Source organism: Collibacillus ludicampi, from assembly GCF_023705585.1.
Lineage (GTDB): Bacteria > Bacillota > Bacilli > Tumebacillales > BOQE01 > Collibacillus > Collibacillus ludicampi.
The window spans coordinates 2,301,105-2,316,243 of sequence record NZ_BOQE01000001.1; the positions used below are offsets into that span (position 1 = coordinate 2,301,105).

Sequence of the window (15,139 nt, forward strand, 5' to 3'; positions counted from 1 at the left end):
GCTTTAACGCTTTACTACATATATGTTTTTATGTATTTTCGCGTTTACGCACGTTTTTGCGTGAGATTTTGAATCCATTTATAATTACAGTAGTTGCAATTTTGTGAAAGGGGACGTGGTGATTATTATTAACGAAAAGGACATTTTCCAGCATGTCGCTGGAATGAAAACGCATACAAGCATTCTGCCTGCAGATCATGTGTTGGAAATGTATCAAGTGTTGACAAGTGATGGAGATGTCCGGGAGGATCTCGAGGGACGAATCGACGAATCCCTCATGCTCAAAATGTATGAAAATATGGTGCTTGTTCGGGCGTTTGACCGTAAGTCTTTGATCTTGCAAAGACAGGGGCGATTGGGCACATACGCTCCCTTTGAAGGACAAGAGGCCAGTCAGGTAGGAAGTGCGATGGCTTTGTCGCCCGGGGATTGGTTGTTTCCAACGTACCGGGATCACGCGGCCGCAATCACGCATGGCCAACCGTTGATGAGAGTGTTTCTCTACTGGATGGGCCATATGGAAGGTACCGTATGTCCAGAAGGGAAAAAGATCATGCCTTATTGCGTCCCGATCGCCACACAGATGCTACATGCTGTCGGTACGGCTTGGGCCAGCAAATTAAAAGGAGAAAAGAATGTAAGCATCGCTTACTTCGGAGACGGGGCAAGTTCAGAAGGAGATTTTCATGAAGCGCTCAATTTCGCCGGTGTGTATAAAGCGCCTGTGATCTTTTTCTGTCAAAATAATGGTTTTGCCATCAGCACTCCCTTTGCCAGACAATCAGCTTCACGGACGATCGCGCAAAGAGCGGCCGCTTACGATATCAAAGGCGTTCGGGTGGATGGCAACGATATTTTTGCCGTTTGGTTGACCGTTAAGGAAGCGATCGAGCGAGGACTCGCCGGTGAAGGACCAACGTTGATCGAGGCCGTTACGTTCCGTTACGGCGCTCATACTACTGCTGATGATCCGACTAAATATCGCGACCAAGAGACTCTTTCTCAAGAATGGCGAACAAAACGGGATCCGATTTTGCGACTGCGAATGTTCCTCGAAAAGAGGGATCTTTGGGACGAGAAGCGGGAAATTCAGTTACAAAAAGAAGTCAGTGAGAAAATCGATGCGGCCTTCCAGGAAGCGATGAACTATCCCAAGTCCCAGCCTGACGATATGTTCCGTCACGTGTATGCCGATACCCCGTGGCAAATCCGCGAACAACAACAAGAGTTTCATCGAGTCTGCAAGAAGGATGGGATTAAAGCATGAGCCGACAACTGACGATTATTCAGGCAATCAAGGAAGCATTGGATCAGAAAATGGCTGAGGATCAACGGGTGATGCTCTTAGGAGAAGATATCGGAGTCAACGGAGGAGTATTCAGGGCCACCGAGGGATTGCTTGAAAAATACGGATCGGCCCGCGTGGTGGATACGCCTTTGGCGGAATCAGGAATCGTGGGTTCAGCCATCGGACTTGCCTTAAATGGAATGATTCCGGTGGTGGAAATCCAGTTTCTGGCGTTCATTTATCCGGGATTTGAACAAATCGTTTCCCATGCGGCGAGGATGCGGTTCAGAACCCGTGGTCAGTTCCATGTACCGCTTGTGATTCGCACCCCATACGGAGCCGGTATTCGAGGGCCCGAACTTCATTCGGAGAGTGTCGAGTCGTTTTTTGTGCATACACCGGGACTGAAAGTGGTTGTTCCGAGCAACCCTTATGACGCGAAAGGGATGTTAATTTCAGCGATCGAAGACCCCGATCCGGTCATTTTCCTTGAACCCACCCGTACCTACCGCGCTTTCAAGGAGGAGGTTCCGGAAGAAATGTACAGGGTTCCTCTCGGCAAAGCCAGAGTTATACAGGAAGGAAACGACCTGTCTATTTTCGCCTGGGGAGCGATGTTGCGCGTTGCGATGAATGCGGCCAAACAAATCGAGCAGGAGAAAGGTTGGTCCTGTGAGGTGATCGACCTGCGTTCCTTGTATCCTTTGGATCGCGATACAATCATTCAATCCGTGCAAAAGACCGGGAGAGCCTGCGTGGTTCATGAAGCGCATAAAACGATGGGCGTGGGTGCTGAAATCATTTCTCTCATTAATGATGAAGCGCTTATGTATTTGAAGGCTCCCGTGAAACGGATCACCGGGTTCGATGTTCCGGTTCCGCAATTCACGATTGAAGACAGTTATCTTCCGACTGAACAACGCATCAAAGAAGGAATTGTCGAAACGATTTTGTTCTAAGGAGAGAAGGGTTTCATGGTTGAATTCAAACTACCGGACGTTCTTGAAGGGATGCACGAATGCGAAATTTCCAAATGGTTGGTGAAAGAGGGGGAACGGGTACAGTCTGATCAGCCGATCGTGGAGATTCAGACGGATAAAGTAAATACGGAAATCACTTCCCCAGTAACAGGAACTGTCGCAAAGATCCTCTTTGCCGAAGGGGATGTAGTCAAGGTAGGCTCTACTCTCCTTATGATTCTTCCCGAAGAGGAAACGGCGGCTTCGTTAGCTCCGGATGTGGAAGCCACGGTATCGCCGGTTCCAGAGGCGGCAGTGACGCAACAAGAAGCCTCTCCTCTTCCCAGACGTGTCATTGCCACACCTTATGTACGTCAGTTAGCGAGGAGGATGAATATTGATATAGAACAGGTGAAGGGAACGGGCCCTATCGGACGGGTGACAGTTGAAGATCTTCACCGCTTTGCCCAAGAGCAGCAAGGTGAAACGACCATTCGGCAAAATAAAAACAATTCCGTCTCCGTTGAGGATATCCCGTTCGCTAAAGGGGACGAATCTGTAAACGGTTCTGCCGACAAAGGGCTTGAGAGAAAACAAGTAGAACTCGAAACTGTTTCCTTGAGCGGTGCGGGTATACCATCAACTCTAGAAGCGGAAGAGAGGATTCCGTTAAGGGGGATCCGCAAGAAAATCGCCCAACATATGGTGAAATCCGTAACGATTATCCCTCATGTGACCCATGTCGATGAGCTGGAAGTGGACTCTCTCTGGGCTTTAAGGGAACGTTTGAAGGATTATGCGGAAGAACGTCAGGTCAAGTTGACTTTCCTACCCTTTTTCATCAAAGCGATTGTGATCGCTTTGAAGGAGTTTAAAACGTTGAATGCTTCGATCGATGATGATACGGGTGAAATCATTCTGAAACATTACTATCATATCGGAATTGCAACTGATACTGATGAAGGTTTGATCGTCCCCGTCATCAAACATGCAGACAGGAAGACGATCATCCAGTTAGCAGAAGAGATCAGCCAATTGTCAACTATGGCGCGGAATGGAAAACTCTCCAGGGATCAGGTCACTGGCGGCACATTTACGATCAGCAATGTGGGACCAATCGGAGGGCTTCATGCAACACCGATCATCAACCATCCGGAGGTAGCGATTTTGGCGTTACACAAGATGGAACAACGAATGGTTGTACGCAATGGAGAAGGTGTGATCCGATGGATGATGAATATGTCCCTGTCTTTCGATCATCGCTTGATCGATGGCGCGACTGCGGTACGCTTCACCAATCGGATCAAACAACTATTAGAGAATCCAGACCGATTATTAGCCGAGATGACCTAAGAGCGTTTTGGAAAAGAACTTGATCAACATTGATGAGATGCCCCCCTCAATTGGATGACCGTGAGGGGGAATTTTTTTGGAATTTTAGTAAGTGCCACTGTAAGGAACAAGCAAGAAGAACAGGACGAAAATAATGAGAAATACAACAGCCCAACGGGTATACGCACCGAAGCAACCGTACATGGAGGTTCCTCCTTTCATGTAGTCTCATCTTTAGTAAATGAAGCGGAAAGCGAGTAAGACACGTATATCAGACTAGGAAAATGGCGGATTGTTCCTTGACATGGCCAGCACGTAGCGAAGGGTACTTGCATTTTCTCTCTTCCATCATTCATATCCTCATGACGAAGGGAGATGTTGATAAGAAACACACTCCACTGATGATTTAGAAAATCACGGCTTTGACGTCTTGAACGAATCAACTAAAAGTTATATACTTATTAATAGTTAGTTTATAACATGATCGAAAGAGAATCGAAATAGGGGGATGACCCAATGCTTCCTTCATTTTTTCTTGCACACGGAGCACCAACGCTTGTTCTTGAGAACAACGAGTATACAAAATTTTTACGAGATTTAGCGAATGAATTACAGAGACCGAAAGGAATCGTGCTGTTTTCCGCTCACTGGGAAGAGCCCATTCAATCGATCAGCGGCGTTGAAACGTATGACATGATTTATGATTTCTACGGTTTTCCGGACGAAATGTATCAAATCACGTATCCGGCGACCGGAAACAAGCAAATGACCAAGGAGATTCAAGCATTATTGACGGCTCAGGGCATCCCTTCACGAATTGATGAGAAGCGCGGTTTAGACCACGGTGCGTGGGTGATCCTCCGTCTCATGTACCCGGATGCGGATATTCCCGTTACGACATTGTCGGTAAATCCGGCGCTTCCTCCTCAAGAGCAATATCAAATCGGGCGCGCGCTTGCTTCATTGCGTGATAAAGATATTCTGATTATTGGCAGCGGTGGCACCGTGCATAATTTGCGACGTTTGGAATGGAATGGCACGCACCCGAATGAATGGGCGGTTGCATTTGATCGTTGGCTAGCCAATCAGTTAGAAGAGTGGGACTTGGAATCATTATTCCAATATGAGAACAGGGCCCCGTACGCGAAAGATGCGGTACCGCGAAATGAGCACTTTATCCCTCTGCTAATAGCGATGGGTGCGGCCAATGACCAACGAAAAGCGAATCTTTTGTATCAAAATTATCAGTATGGAACATTGAGTCTCAGTTGTTGGCAATTTGGAGAATAGATTGAAAGATTCGAGTATCCTTACAAACGAGTTGCGCAAAATTCGTGAAATAGGGGATAATGAAGTAAGCTATGGTGAATAAAAGCGAAGGAGGCTCCTCTGGTGAGTGAAACGCAAAAGTCGATTGAACAACTCGCAATAGATACGATTCGCACCCTCTCGATTGACATGGTGGAACAAGCGAATTCGGGACACCCTGGTATGCCGATGGGGGCAGCTCCGATGGCATACACGTTATGGACCAAGTACATGCGTCATAATCCGAGTAATCCATCTTGGCCCAATCGTGACCGTTTTGTCTTATCTGCCGGACACGGCTCGGCGCTTCTATATAGCTTATTGCATTTAAGCGGTTACGATCTTCCGATGGAGGAGCTCAAAAGCTTTCGTCAGTGGGGAAGCCGTACGCCTGGACATCCGGAGTACGGGCATACACCGGGCGTAGAAGCGACGACGGGTCCTCTCGGCCAGGGCATTGCTATGGCTGTAGGTATGGCCATGGCAGAACGTCATTTGGCGGCAACATATAATCGTGATGGATTTCCAGTGATCGATCATTATACATATGTCATCTGTGGTGACGGTGACCTCATGGAAGGCGTTTCGGCGGAGGCATCATCATTGGCTGGCCATCTGCGTTTGGGAAAGCTGATCGTTCTCTACGATTCCAATGACATTTCATTGGATGGGGAAACTTCTTACACGTTTACGGAAGATGTCGCCAAACGTTATGAGGCCTACGGGTGGCAAGTGTTGCGCGTAGAAGACGGCAACGATATCGAGGAGATCGGACGCGCACTTGAGGAGGCGCGTGCAGATCAAGTCCGTCCGACCCTCATCGAAATCAAAACGACGATCGGTTACGGCAGTCCGAACAAAGCGGGCAAGTCGGCCGCCCACGGTTCTCCTTTGGGGGGAGATGAAGTCAAGCTGGCCAAGGAAGCGTATCAATGGCCCTATGAGGAACCTTTCTTCATCCCTGATGAGGTGCGTGAACATTTTGCCTCGTGGAAGAAACATGCCGAACAGGAAGAAGCTCGTTGGCAAGAGATGATGGCGAACTATAGGTCTGCTCACCCGGATTTGGCTCAACAGTTAGAGCTTGCCCTGAAGGGAGAATTGCCGCAGGGGTGGGACGCCGACTTACCTGTTTACGAAGCGGGAAGTGCGAAAATGGCTACCCGTCAAGCATCGGGAGCCGCGATCAACGCACTGGCCAAAAGAGTTCCGTTCCTTATCGGCGGCTCGGCCGATCTCGCATCTTCCAATAATACGACGATGAAAGGGATCCCCGTGTTCCATGCGGAAGATTACAGCGGGCGAAATCTCTGGTTTGGCGTTCGCGAGCATGCGATGGGTGCTGCGATGAACGGCATGTCCTTGCACGGCGGACTGCGCGTATATGGAGGTACGTTCTTTGTTTTCTCCGATTATTTGCGCCCAACTATGAGACTTGCGGCCTTGATGAAACAACCGGTGATTTATGTGTTCACACATGATAGCTTCGTCGTCGGGGAAGACGGTCCTACCCATGAGCCGATTGAACATCTCCCTTCTACGCGCGCGATTCCGGGCATGACTGTCATTCGACCGGCGGATGCCAACGAGACGATTGCCGCTTGGCGATATGTCATCAGTCACCAGGAAGGTCCTTACGCGCTTGTGCTGTCTCGACAGGGATTGCCGATCCTTCCGGGAACGGCTGAGAAGAGCCGCGATTCTCTTCCGCTCGGCGCGTATGTTCTGTCTGATCCTGCGGAAGGAAGTCCGGAAGCGATCCTGATTGCGACCGGATCAGAAGTGAGCTTGGCGATGGAAGCGCAGAAACAACTCGCAGAAAAAGGGATTCCCGTGCGCGTGGTCAGCATGCCAAGTTGGGAATTGTTCGAGAAACAACCGCAGGAGTACAAGGATTCTGTCTTGTTACCGCATGTCAAAGCGCGGGTGGCAATCGAGATGGCGAATCCTCTCGGCTGGGAACGTTACGTGGGCGAACAAGGGACGGTCATCGGCATCGCTCATTATGGCGCCTCCGCCCCGGGAGACCGCTTGATCAAAGAGTTCGGCTTCACTCCGGAACACGTAGTCACGGCAGTGGAAAATGTTTTGGGTAAGTGAGATCGTCTGTATAACGGAATACCGTTGATATTATAAAGGGGACTCAAAAGGTCGATACCATGCGACTTGATGAGTCCCTTTTATTACTGGTGTTTTTAAACAAATAAAATCAGCTTTATTGGTATGAACGATCGACTGGAACCTCCGCGAGAGTGTCCGAGCGCAGATGCGTATCACCGTAAAACGACTGCTCAAGAAGTACGGCTACCCGCCGGATCTGGAAAAGATGGCAATTGAAACGGTGTTGAAACAGGCTGAATTGATGTATCAAAATGAGGTTGAAGAGTTTACATATTGATCAGTATCTGGCGTAGTGACAGGATGGGGAAAGTCTGTGTATTACGCCTTTTGCTAATTAGCTGTTTTTCACGGACTTCTATTATTTTTGCTTTAATTTCCAATTATCATACAATTTATTCTATACAATGTCATACTCTTGTTTGCCCTTTACCATAATGAATTCTTCTACCGTTCCGCAGATATGGCATACAGCTTCGTACTTTCTGAACACTATCTCTTGATTGTTAGTAACAAATATCTCAAGCGAATCACCGACATCGATCTTGAATGTATCATGAAGTTTTTTCGGTAAAACAACTCTTCCTAAATTATCGAATATAAATATCCCCACGATTGCCGATCGTTTCCACAATGATCAACTGTCGGTCATGATCGACAAAAAATAATACCCGAAAGGTTCCAATACGAAGCCGGAACAACCCTTGTTCACCCTTGAGCTTTTTTATATCACCTTGGGGTGGAACATTTTTTAGCCCTTCCAGTGATTCCAAAATGCGCATTTGCAATTTCTTGTCCTGCTTCTTGATAAACTTAATGGCTGGTGGCTTTAAGATGAGATTATAGATTAAGCTCACTTTTTAAATCCTCCAAAGATATGGATTCGTCATCTTCTTTTGCACGAGCCAACTTTGCTTTCTCTTCATCGGTTAAAGGCTCATCCACCTCTGGAATATCATCCCATGCTTTTTTAGCTGCACGTGCAACCAGGTATTCCATGTAATCAAGTAAACTTTTTTTGTCCTGCTCAGGAAGCTGATTAAAAAGGTGATCAAATTGGTCCTTGGGAAGTGCCATTTTTATGCCTCCTCATATATCCGATAAGGTATTGGATAAGCTGAGAATACCCAACCACTGTCATACGGACAAAAATAACCCGTAGGTGTTTTTTCTATCGTTTTGTGTATAAGACATTACCTTTCTCAGAAAAACATAACATATCAAGGGTTTATTCGCAAAACTTAGCTGCGAAAGTTGAATAACTCACCTGAATCATTTGACTTTCAGTAGAATACACATTTTTCCATAAAAATAATTTCCGACGCTTTTCGACATAAAATTCTCCATAGCCCCAGTCCGATCAAGGATATTGTCGATTATTAACAAACTTCGACAACCGCGAAAGACATCTTGTGAGTCTGAAAGTTATGCTATAGAATAAGAGAGGGAAATGTACAAGGGTAAATTATTCGTGTACGGAAACATAGTGGTAAATGAAAGTTTTGATTCTCGATACGCATCGAAAAAGAAATAAGAGATTGTGAGATAAAAAAAGCCCCCTGAAAAAGGGGGTACAATGGGATTCTATCTCCTCGTTTTCACGAGAAGAAGAAACAAGGGATATCTCTATTATACATATAAACATTAGGAATTTTTATAGAGAAAAATTGGTGAATATAGAGATCGTTGTAAGAGACTAGTTGAATATACATTCTTTTTTCGATGCGTATCAAGGTGTCGATCAAACGAAACGAAAGTTAAACGATAATATCTTATGTGTATGGACACTTACTGATAACACCGGAATCCTTCTTGCCTGAAGGCATGGAGGATCCCGGTGTTTTTTATTTCCTTTTCGAAGCTACATCGAACCCAAGCGCAAAGCGATACACCCACCCAAGCACTAGTTCTCAAGATAGATTCTTTCGTATAACGAGGCACTCTCAATAGGGCTGTTCTGAAATATGAGAAACACAATATTTATGTAACGAGGAGCAATCAGGGAAAGATTACTTGAGGGAGAGCGGTACTCATGAGTGAGGAGGGGAATTATGGCTTGTAAAACAGGGGTTAGGTTTGACGCTCAAGTAACGGACTATAACTGGTCATGGCGGTACTGGAAAATGGACGAAAAAACCTGAATGTGAAAAAAACAGAACATATCTTACTTACGGATTTGACGCAATCACTTCTCGTTAGGAGGGGGAAGGTGTGGGAAGCAGCTTCTGGTTGCCGCAACCGATCACGGATCTGGCGAAAAGCGTGGATTCCCTTTTTTATATTATCACATGGGTCGCGGTCGTTATTTTTCTTTTAGTAGAGATTTTACTCGTCACTTTTGTCATTCGGTATCGCAGAAAACATCCAAAACAAGAGGGTCCCGCCATCCATGGAAACCATCGATTGGAGATTATTTGGACGGCGATTCCCGCACTGATTCTGGTCGTCATTGCCGTGATCAGTTTTCCTCTAGTAAACAAGATTCAAACTCCGCCTAAAGACTCAATGGAAATACAAGTAACAGGGCGTATGTGGTCATGGGAATTCCGGTATCCGAATGGGGTGACCACATATAATGAACTGCGTCTTCCGGTAGGAAAAGATCTATTGTTCCGCATCACATCCAGCGATGTGATTCACAGCTTCTGGCTTCCGGAGTGGCGTATCAAGCAGGATGCAGTCCCAGGAAGGGAAACGCAAATATGGGCACGTATCGATAAACCGGGAACGTACGAGGTAAAGTGCGCGGAGTATTGCGGTACGAACCATTCACAAATGCTCGCCAAAGTGATCACCATGAACGATTCCGAGTTCGATGCGTGGATGAATGAACAAAAGAAAAAAGCAGAATCTCAAGGAGTGAATGGTCAGCAATTGGTGCAGACACTCGGTTGTCTTTCCTGTCATTCGACGGACGGCAGCCAATCGGTCGGGCCCACGTGGAAAGGTTTATTTGGTTCGAAGGTGACTTTACAGGACGGAAGTACGGTGACAGCAGATGAAGCGTACTTGAAAGAATCGATCGTACAACCGGGAGCAAAAGTCGTTCAAGGATATTCCAATATCATGACGCCCGCCCAACTGAATGATCAACAGGTGAAGGCGATTCTCGACTACTTAAAGTCTCTCAACTAACAGTCAGATTGGGACGAGAGGAAGGAGTGAGAGTATGAATACATCAATGTCCCGGCGCTCGGTTATTCGCGAATGGGTATTTACTGTCGATCACAAAAAGATCGGTATCATGTACGGAGTGACAGCGCTATTCTTCTTTTTGCTTGGAGGGCTCGCCGCTTTAATTATTCGCACCAAACTTTTAACGCCGGGTCCGGACGTGGTGAGTGCCGATACGTTTAATCAAACGTTTACATTACATGGAACGATCATGATTTTCCTGTTTATGATTCCTATGCTCACAGGGTTCTTTGGCAACTATTTGATCCCTCTGATGATCGGTGCGCGGGATATGGCATTTCCCCGCATGAACGCTCTCAGTTATTGGCTTTTTTTGTTAGGGGGACTCATATTGATCATCAGTCCCATATTTGGAGCGATCCCCGACGCGGGATGGACGGCGTATCCGCCTTACAGTGTACGCTCCCCCGGTGCGGGAATCGACCTCTGGATATCAAGTCTTCATATTTTGGGAATTTCGTCCATTCTCGGTGCCATTAACTTTATCGTTACCATATGTACCATGAGGGCTCCTGGAATGACATGGAACAGACTTCCGCTCTTCGTCTGGTCATCCCTCGTTACCTCATTCATTCAATTGTTCGGTATACCTGCACTTGCAGGAGCGATTACAACATTGTTAGCCGATCGGCATTGGGGTACGGTCTTCTCTGTCCCGTCGGCAGGCGGTGATCCCATGCTGTACGAACATCTTTTCTGGTTTTACTCCCATCCGGCCGTCTATGTGATGATCCTGCCTGCGATGGGGATTGTTTCTGAAATTATACCTGTTTTTGCGAGAAAACCGATTTTTGGATATCGAGCGGTCGCTTATGCGAGTGTTGCGATCGGCTTCTTGGGATTTTTCGTCTGGGCACACCACATGTTTGTCGCGGGAATGAAGGTGGATGCAGGGACTCCTTTCGAAATCTCTTCCATGGTGATCGCTGTACCCTCCGCCATCAAGATTTTTAACTGGCTGGCTACAATGTGGCGAGGAGCGAACGTCTATACGACCCCCATGTTATTCGTCACGATTGGATTTTTGGGACTATTTACCATTGGTGGATTAAGCGGGGTCTATGCGGCAGCCGTACCTGTCGATATGCACGTGCATGATACGTATTTTGTGGTCGCTCATTTCCATTATGTTCTATTCGGCGGAAGCATGATGGGGGTTCTCGGAGGGATCTATTATTGGTTTCCAAAAGTCTTTGGCAAGAAATATAACGAAACATTAGGAAAATGGATCTTCTGGCTGTACTTCATCGGTACCAACCTGACATTCATGCCGATGCATTTCTTAGGGCTGGCCGGCATGCCACGGCGCGTATACACGTACGACCCGCACTATACCCTGTTCAATCAGATTGCAACCTTAGGGGCGTACATGCTGGCGGTTGCTGTCCTGATGATGATCTACAATTTTGTGCACTCGGCGTTGCGCGGAGAAGAGGCGGGGGCGAATCCGTGGGGCGATGCGCAGACATTGGAGTGGACGATTTCTTCACCGCCTCCTGCACATAATTTTGATACCATTCCTGTGGTCACCGCCAGCCCGTATGAATTCGGAGTATCGGAATGGGTAAAGAAGGAGCAGCATTCGATCCAGTAACCGCTAATGAGGGAGGGCTTTCGGTGGAACGCTTGTGGCCTCATCTGGAATCACTCTCGGGAGAGAAGGATAACAGCAACACAGAGGTTTCCGTTAAACCGACAACATGGAAAGATTATTTCCACATTACCAAAATCGGAATCACGCTTTCGAATTTGTTGAGTACGCTGACGGGAATCTCATTGGCATCAAGGGAGGGGTGGCAAACGGGGACAACAGTGCTCACGTTGGTGAGTACCGCGTTGGTCATCGCTTCGGGATGTACGCTCAATAATTATATCGATCGGGATATCGACTCACGGATGGCTCGCACTCAGAAAAGGGCTTTGCCCGATGGCCGTATGCAACCACAGAAGGTGTTATGGATCGGAATCACACTTGGAGTTTTGGGAATTTCCCTACTGGGACTCTTTGTGAATCTTCTCTCCGCGATGCTCGGGCTACTTGGGTTGTTCGTATACGTCTGGATCTATACCGCCTGGTTAAAACGAACCTCTACACTGAGTACGGTCATCGGCGGGATTTCGGGAGCGATTCCGCCCGTCATGGGGTATAGTGCGGTCTCGGGAACATTGGATTTGACCGCATGGATCCTCTTTATATTTATGTTTCTGTGGCAACCGCCTCATTTTCTTGCACTTGCCATGCGCCGGATTGAAGAGTACCGTGCCGCAGGCATTCCATTGCTTCCCGTCGTTCGCGGGTTTACTGAGACCAAACAACAGATGCTTCGCTATACGACGGCGATGGTTCTGACATCCTTCTTGATCTTTGAGGTGCATGCGGCAGGCAAAGGATATCTGACCATCGCCATCGGGATGGGGATTCTCTACATGGCCTTTTGTGTCGCAGGATTCTTCGCAAAGGATAACATCGTATGGGCACAGAAGATGTTTCGTTATTCATTGCTTTACTTAATCGCCATGTTTATCGGAATGATCGTGTCGAGATAGGAGGGGGGACGAGATATGTCATCAGAACATACGGTTCATGGGGTTATACATGAGCCCCTGGATCCGGAACTGATTCATCGCAACGCCAGACTCGCCGTGTGGTTGGGGCTCGTGTCATTTACCTTCTTTATTGCCACAGCTGTAGCATCCAATGTGTATTTGCGCAAATGGTCACCCGACAAATTCACCTTGCAACTAGCGGAAAGTCCAAAAGAAATGCTCTGGTTGAGTATCATCGTGTTGCTTGTTTGCGGAATTTTGCTCTTGTTGGCAGGCGGTTTTTTCCGCGCGGATAAATGGAGAAGTTTTAATGTGGCTATGTCGCTGATCACCCTTTGCTTTTTCGCATACGGGTTGCTTCAGATATGGTTCATCCGCTTTCTCGTGCAGCAGACTCCACAGATTTGGACCGCATATGTGGGAATTGCCGCCATTCAGGTTCTCCTGGCCGCTGTGAGCATCATCTTATTGATCTGGGCCGCGTTTTATACAGGATTTAAAAACAAACAACGGTTGCGAGCTTGGGTTCCCGTTGTTATGAACGTCTGGTTGTATACCGTGATCGTAGGAATCGTCGTGATTTTTCTGACCGATCTGATGACCGTGAGCGAGTTTGCTGATTATTGCGGAGTGAAGCTGAAACAATTGATTCGCTAAAATGAGGGAGGGATCGCGTTGGCGTTTATTCTTTTTGCCTTCGGTGTTTTCGTGTTTGTAGGCCTTTTGTACGGATTGTACCGGTATACCCATTATCTTTCTTCCGACAAATAAAGATCTAAAATCCCCCTATTCGCGAAAGGGGGATTTTTTGCGCACGTTATTCAGCAGAAGAGTTAATCAAAAATTGTCCCATACAACAGATAAGCATTGAGAACGGCGATCATGAAGGCAACTGTCCATGCCAGGAACTGCAGCCATCTCGGCGATACAAACTCTCCCATTTTACTTTTATCACTGGTGAATTGGACAAGCGGGATGACGGCGAAAGACAATTGCAAGGAAAGAATCACTTGGCTGAGAATCAGCAAACTCGTCGTTCCATGTTCCCCGTAGAGGCCAATGACGATCACGGCGGGAACGATCGCGATCAAGCGCGTAATGAGCCTGCGCAGCCACGGTTTTAAACGGATGTTAAGAAATCCTTCCATGACAATTTGCCCAGCCAACGTGCCTGTCAATGTGGAATTTTGCCCTGAAGCGAGCAAAGCAACCGCAAACATCACACTGGCAATTCCTGACCCTAACAGCGGGTTCAGCAGTTGATAAGCATCCTGGATTTCCGCCACATCCGTATGCCCGGTCGAGTGAAAAGTAGCGGCAGATAAGATTAAAATGGCCGCATTCACAAATAAGGCAAGCATGAGGGCAACGGTTGAGTCGATCGTAGCAAAAGTGATCGCTGATCTTTTGTCTGCGGATGTTTCATCATATCGGCGGGTTTGCACAATCGATGAATGGAGATAGAGATTGTGCGGCATAACGGTCGCTCCCAAGATCCCCAAACCGACATAAAGCATCTGCGGATTGGTGATCAATTGCGCGCTGGGAACAAAACCGTGCAACACTTCACCCATGTTCGGTTTCGCCAAAAACAGTTCGAATCCGAAACAGATCATGATCATCGTAATCAAGGAAATCACGATCGCTTCGATATAACGAAATCCTTTCTTTTGAAGAAGCAAGAGGAGAAGGACATCCAGGGCGGTGATCAAAACACCGTAGATCAAAGGAATATGAAAAAGCAATTGTAACGCGATGGCCGATCCGATCACTTCCGCCAAATCACAAGCGGCGATCGCAAGCTCACAAAGCAGCCAGAGACTGATCACGACCGGCTTGCTGTAATGGTCTCGACAAGCTTGGGCCAAGTCACGCCCGGTAGCGATCCCTAATCGGGCAGACAAAGCTTGAAGCAAGATGGCCATCAAATTGGAAATCAGGATGACAGATAAGAGTGAATATTGAAAAGATGAACCGCCAGCCAAATCGGTTGCCCAGTTCCCCGGATCCATATAACCAACAGCCACCAAGTAGCCGGGGCCAATAAATGCCAGTAATTTTCTCAGAAAGCTTCCTTTTTGAGGAACATGTATCGTTTTATAAACTTCTTGCAAGCTTGGATTTGTACGATTCTGTTTCCATCCTCGAAGCTGAGTGAATTCTTCCTTAGCCTCGATGTTCATGAGAGACCCTCTCTTTCCTTAGCGCAATATTTTTTCCTACAGGAAACATTCGGGTAAAATAAAAAGTACGGCTGTTCGATGAACCACATCTTTCTACCATACAATATGAGCATAATACAAAAATTGTGCATGAGCAACAAAAATTTTCCCTAGGGAAAATTTTTGTTTTCTTAGATGATGAATTTTGCAAAACATATTGAGGGTTCGTT

General features: G+C 47.1%; 13 protein-coding genes and 1 pseudogene. 10 read left to right on the forward strand and 4 right to left on the reverse strand.

Annotated features, from left to right (window positions below):
- The first annotated feature begins 163 nt into the window (after nucleotides 1-163).
- The 6 genes and pseudogenes from pdhA to DNHGIG_RS11710 all read left to right on the forward strand — a co-directional run.
- Nucleotides 164-1,267 carry a pyruvate dehydrogenase (acetyl-transferring) E1 component subunit alpha gene (gene pdhA, locus DNHGIG_RS11685; RefSeq protein WP_282201410.1) on the forward strand — a complete coding sequence of 368 codons (1,104 nt, stop codon included), beginning with the start codon at nucleotides 164-166 and terminating at the stop codon, nucleotides 1,265-1,267.
- Nucleotides 1,264-2,247, forward strand: a complete 984-nt coding sequence (locus DNHGIG_RS11690) for an alpha-ketoacid dehydrogenase subunit beta (protein ID WP_282199742.1) — start codon at nucleotides 1,264-1,266, stop codon at nucleotides 2,245-2,247. Before pdhA ends, DNHGIG_RS11690 begins: the two co-directional genes overlap by 4 nt.
- Before the next feature lie 15 nt (nucleotides 2,248-2,262).
- Nucleotides 2,263-3,600, forward strand: a complete 1,338-nt coding sequence (locus DNHGIG_RS11695) for a dihydrolipoamide acetyltransferase family protein (protein ID WP_282199743.1) — start codon at nucleotides 2,263-2,265, stop codon at nucleotides 3,598-3,600.
- 495 nt (nucleotides 3,601-4,095) lie between these two features.
- Nucleotides 4,096-4,869, forward strand: a complete 774-nt coding sequence (locus tag DNHGIG_RS11700) for a dioxygenase family protein (protein ID WP_282199744.1) — start codon at nucleotides 4,096-4,098, stop codon at nucleotides 4,867-4,869.
- A gap of 102 nt (nucleotides 4,870-4,971) precedes the next feature.
- Nucleotides 4,972-6,987 carry a transketolase gene (tkt, locus tag DNHGIG_RS11705; RefSeq protein ID WP_282199745.1) on the forward strand — a complete coding sequence of 672 codons (2,016 nt, stop codon included), beginning with the start codon at nucleotides 4,972-4,974 and terminating at the stop codon, nucleotides 6,985-6,987.
- A 127-nt stretch (nucleotides 6,988-7,114) separates the two neighbouring features.
- Nucleotides 7,115-7,285: pseudogene (locus DNHGIG_RS11710) on the forward strand (type I restriction enzyme endonuclease domain-containing protein); the annotation flags it as partial.
- 120 nt (nucleotides 7,286-7,405) lie between these two features.
- Here DNHGIG_RS11710 and DNHGIG_RS21045 read toward each other — a convergent pair.
- Genes DNHGIG_RS21045 through DNHGIG_RS11720 form a run of 3 tightly spaced genes read right to left on the reverse strand, consistent with a single transcriptional unit; the run spans nucleotide 7,406 to nucleotide 8,082 of the window.
- Nucleotides 7,406-7,618 carry an AbrB/MazE/SpoVT family DNA-binding domain-containing protein gene (locus DNHGIG_RS21045; protein ID WP_369414708.1) on the reverse strand — a complete coding sequence of 71 codons (213 nt, stop codon included), beginning with the start codon at nucleotides 7,616-7,618 and terminating at the stop codon, nucleotides 7,406-7,408.
- Nucleotides 7,596-7,862: a type II toxin-antitoxin system RelE family toxin gene (locus DNHGIG_RS11715; RefSeq protein WP_282199746.1), complete on the reverse strand. Its 267-nt coding sequence runs from the start codon at nucleotides 7,860-7,862 to the stop codon at nucleotides 7,596-7,598. The genes DNHGIG_RS21045 and DNHGIG_RS11715 overlap by 23 nt, the downstream gene beginning before the upstream one ends.
- A complete protein-coding gene (locus tag DNHGIG_RS11720) occupies nucleotides 7,846-8,082 on the reverse strand; it encodes a hypothetical protein (RefSeq protein ID WP_282199747.1) in 237 nt (78 codons plus the stop codon). The genes DNHGIG_RS11715 and DNHGIG_RS11720 overlap by 17 nt, the downstream gene beginning before the upstream one ends.
- 1,134 nt (nucleotides 8,083-9,216) lie before the next feature.
- Here DNHGIG_RS11720 and coxB point away from each other — a divergent pair.
- Genes coxB through DNHGIG_RS11740 form a run of 4 tightly spaced genes read left to right on the forward strand, consistent with a single transcriptional unit; the run spans nucleotide 9,217 to nucleotide 13,404 of the window.
- Nucleotides 9,217-10,140, forward strand: coding sequence for a cytochrome c oxidase subunit II (coxB, locus tag DNHGIG_RS11725; protein WP_282199748.1), 924 nt, complete (start codon nucleotides 9,217-9,219; stop codon nucleotides 10,138-10,140).
- Nucleotides 10,141-10,174: 34 nt separating this feature from the next.
- Complete coding sequence (ctaD, locus tag DNHGIG_RS11730) at nucleotides 10,175-11,794, forward strand: cytochrome c oxidase subunit I (protein ID WP_282199749.1); 1,620 nt, start codon at nucleotides 10,175-10,177, stop codon at nucleotides 11,792-11,794.
- 23 nt (nucleotides 11,795-11,817) lie between these two features.
- Nucleotides 11,818-12,747: a heme o synthase gene (cyoE, locus tag DNHGIG_RS11735; protein WP_282199750.1), complete on the forward strand. Its 930-nt coding sequence runs from the start codon at nucleotides 11,818-11,820 to the stop codon at nucleotides 12,745-12,747.
- Nucleotides 12,748-12,762: 15 nt separating this feature from the next.
- The gene (locus DNHGIG_RS11740; RefSeq protein WP_282199751.1) at nucleotides 12,763-13,404 is read left to right on the forward strand and encodes a hypothetical protein; all 642 of its coding nucleotides are present in this window, start codon (nucleotides 12,763-12,765) and stop codon (nucleotides 13,402-13,404) included.
- Nucleotides 13,405-13,580: 176 nt separating this feature from the next.
- On the opposite strand, the gene DNHGIG_RS11745 is transcribed toward DNHGIG_RS11740, so the two are convergent.
- Nucleotides 13,581-14,930 carry an Nramp family divalent metal transporter gene (locus tag DNHGIG_RS11745; RefSeq protein WP_282199752.1) on the reverse strand — a complete coding sequence of 450 codons (1,350 nt, stop codon included), beginning with the start codon at nucleotides 14,928-14,930 and terminating at the stop codon, nucleotides 13,581-13,583.
- Between the last annotated feature and the right edge of the window lie 209 nt (nucleotides 14,931-15,139).

What these genes read in the sequence shown, in the direction of transcription:
- pdhA (WP_282201410.1), top strand. Translation starts at nt 164, where the DNA reads ATGAAAACGCATACAAGCATTCTGCCTGCAGATCATGTGTTGGAAATG.
- DNHGIG_RS11690 (WP_282199742.1), top strand. Translation starts at nt 1,264, where the DNA reads ATGAGCCGACAACTGACGATTATTCAGGCAATCAAGGAAGCATTGGAT.
- DNHGIG_RS11695 (WP_282199743.1), top strand. Translation starts at nt 2,263, where the DNA reads ATGGTTGAATTCAAACTACCGGACGTTCTTGAAGGGATGCACGAATGC.
- DNHGIG_RS11700 (WP_282199744.1), top strand. Translation starts at nt 4,096, where the DNA reads ATGCTTCCTTCATTTTTTCTTGCACACGGAGCACCAACGCTTGTTCTT.
- DNHGIG_RS11720 (WP_282199747.1), bottom strand. Translation starts at nt 8,082, where the DNA reads ATGGCACTTCCCAAGGACCAATTTGATCACCTTTTTAATCAGCTTCCT.
- ctaD (WP_282199749.1), top strand. Translation starts at nt 10,175, where the DNA reads ATGAATACATCAATGTCCCGGCGCTCGGTTATTCGCGAATGGGTATTT.
- DNHGIG_RS11740 (WP_282199751.1), top strand. Translation starts at nt 12,763, where the DNA reads ATGTCATCAGAACATACGGTTCATGGGGTTATACATGAGCCCCTGGAT.
- DNHGIG_RS11745 (WP_282199752.1), bottom strand. Translation starts at nt 14,930, where the DNA reads ATGAACATCGAGGCTAAGGAAGAATTCACTCAGCTTCGAGGATGGAAA.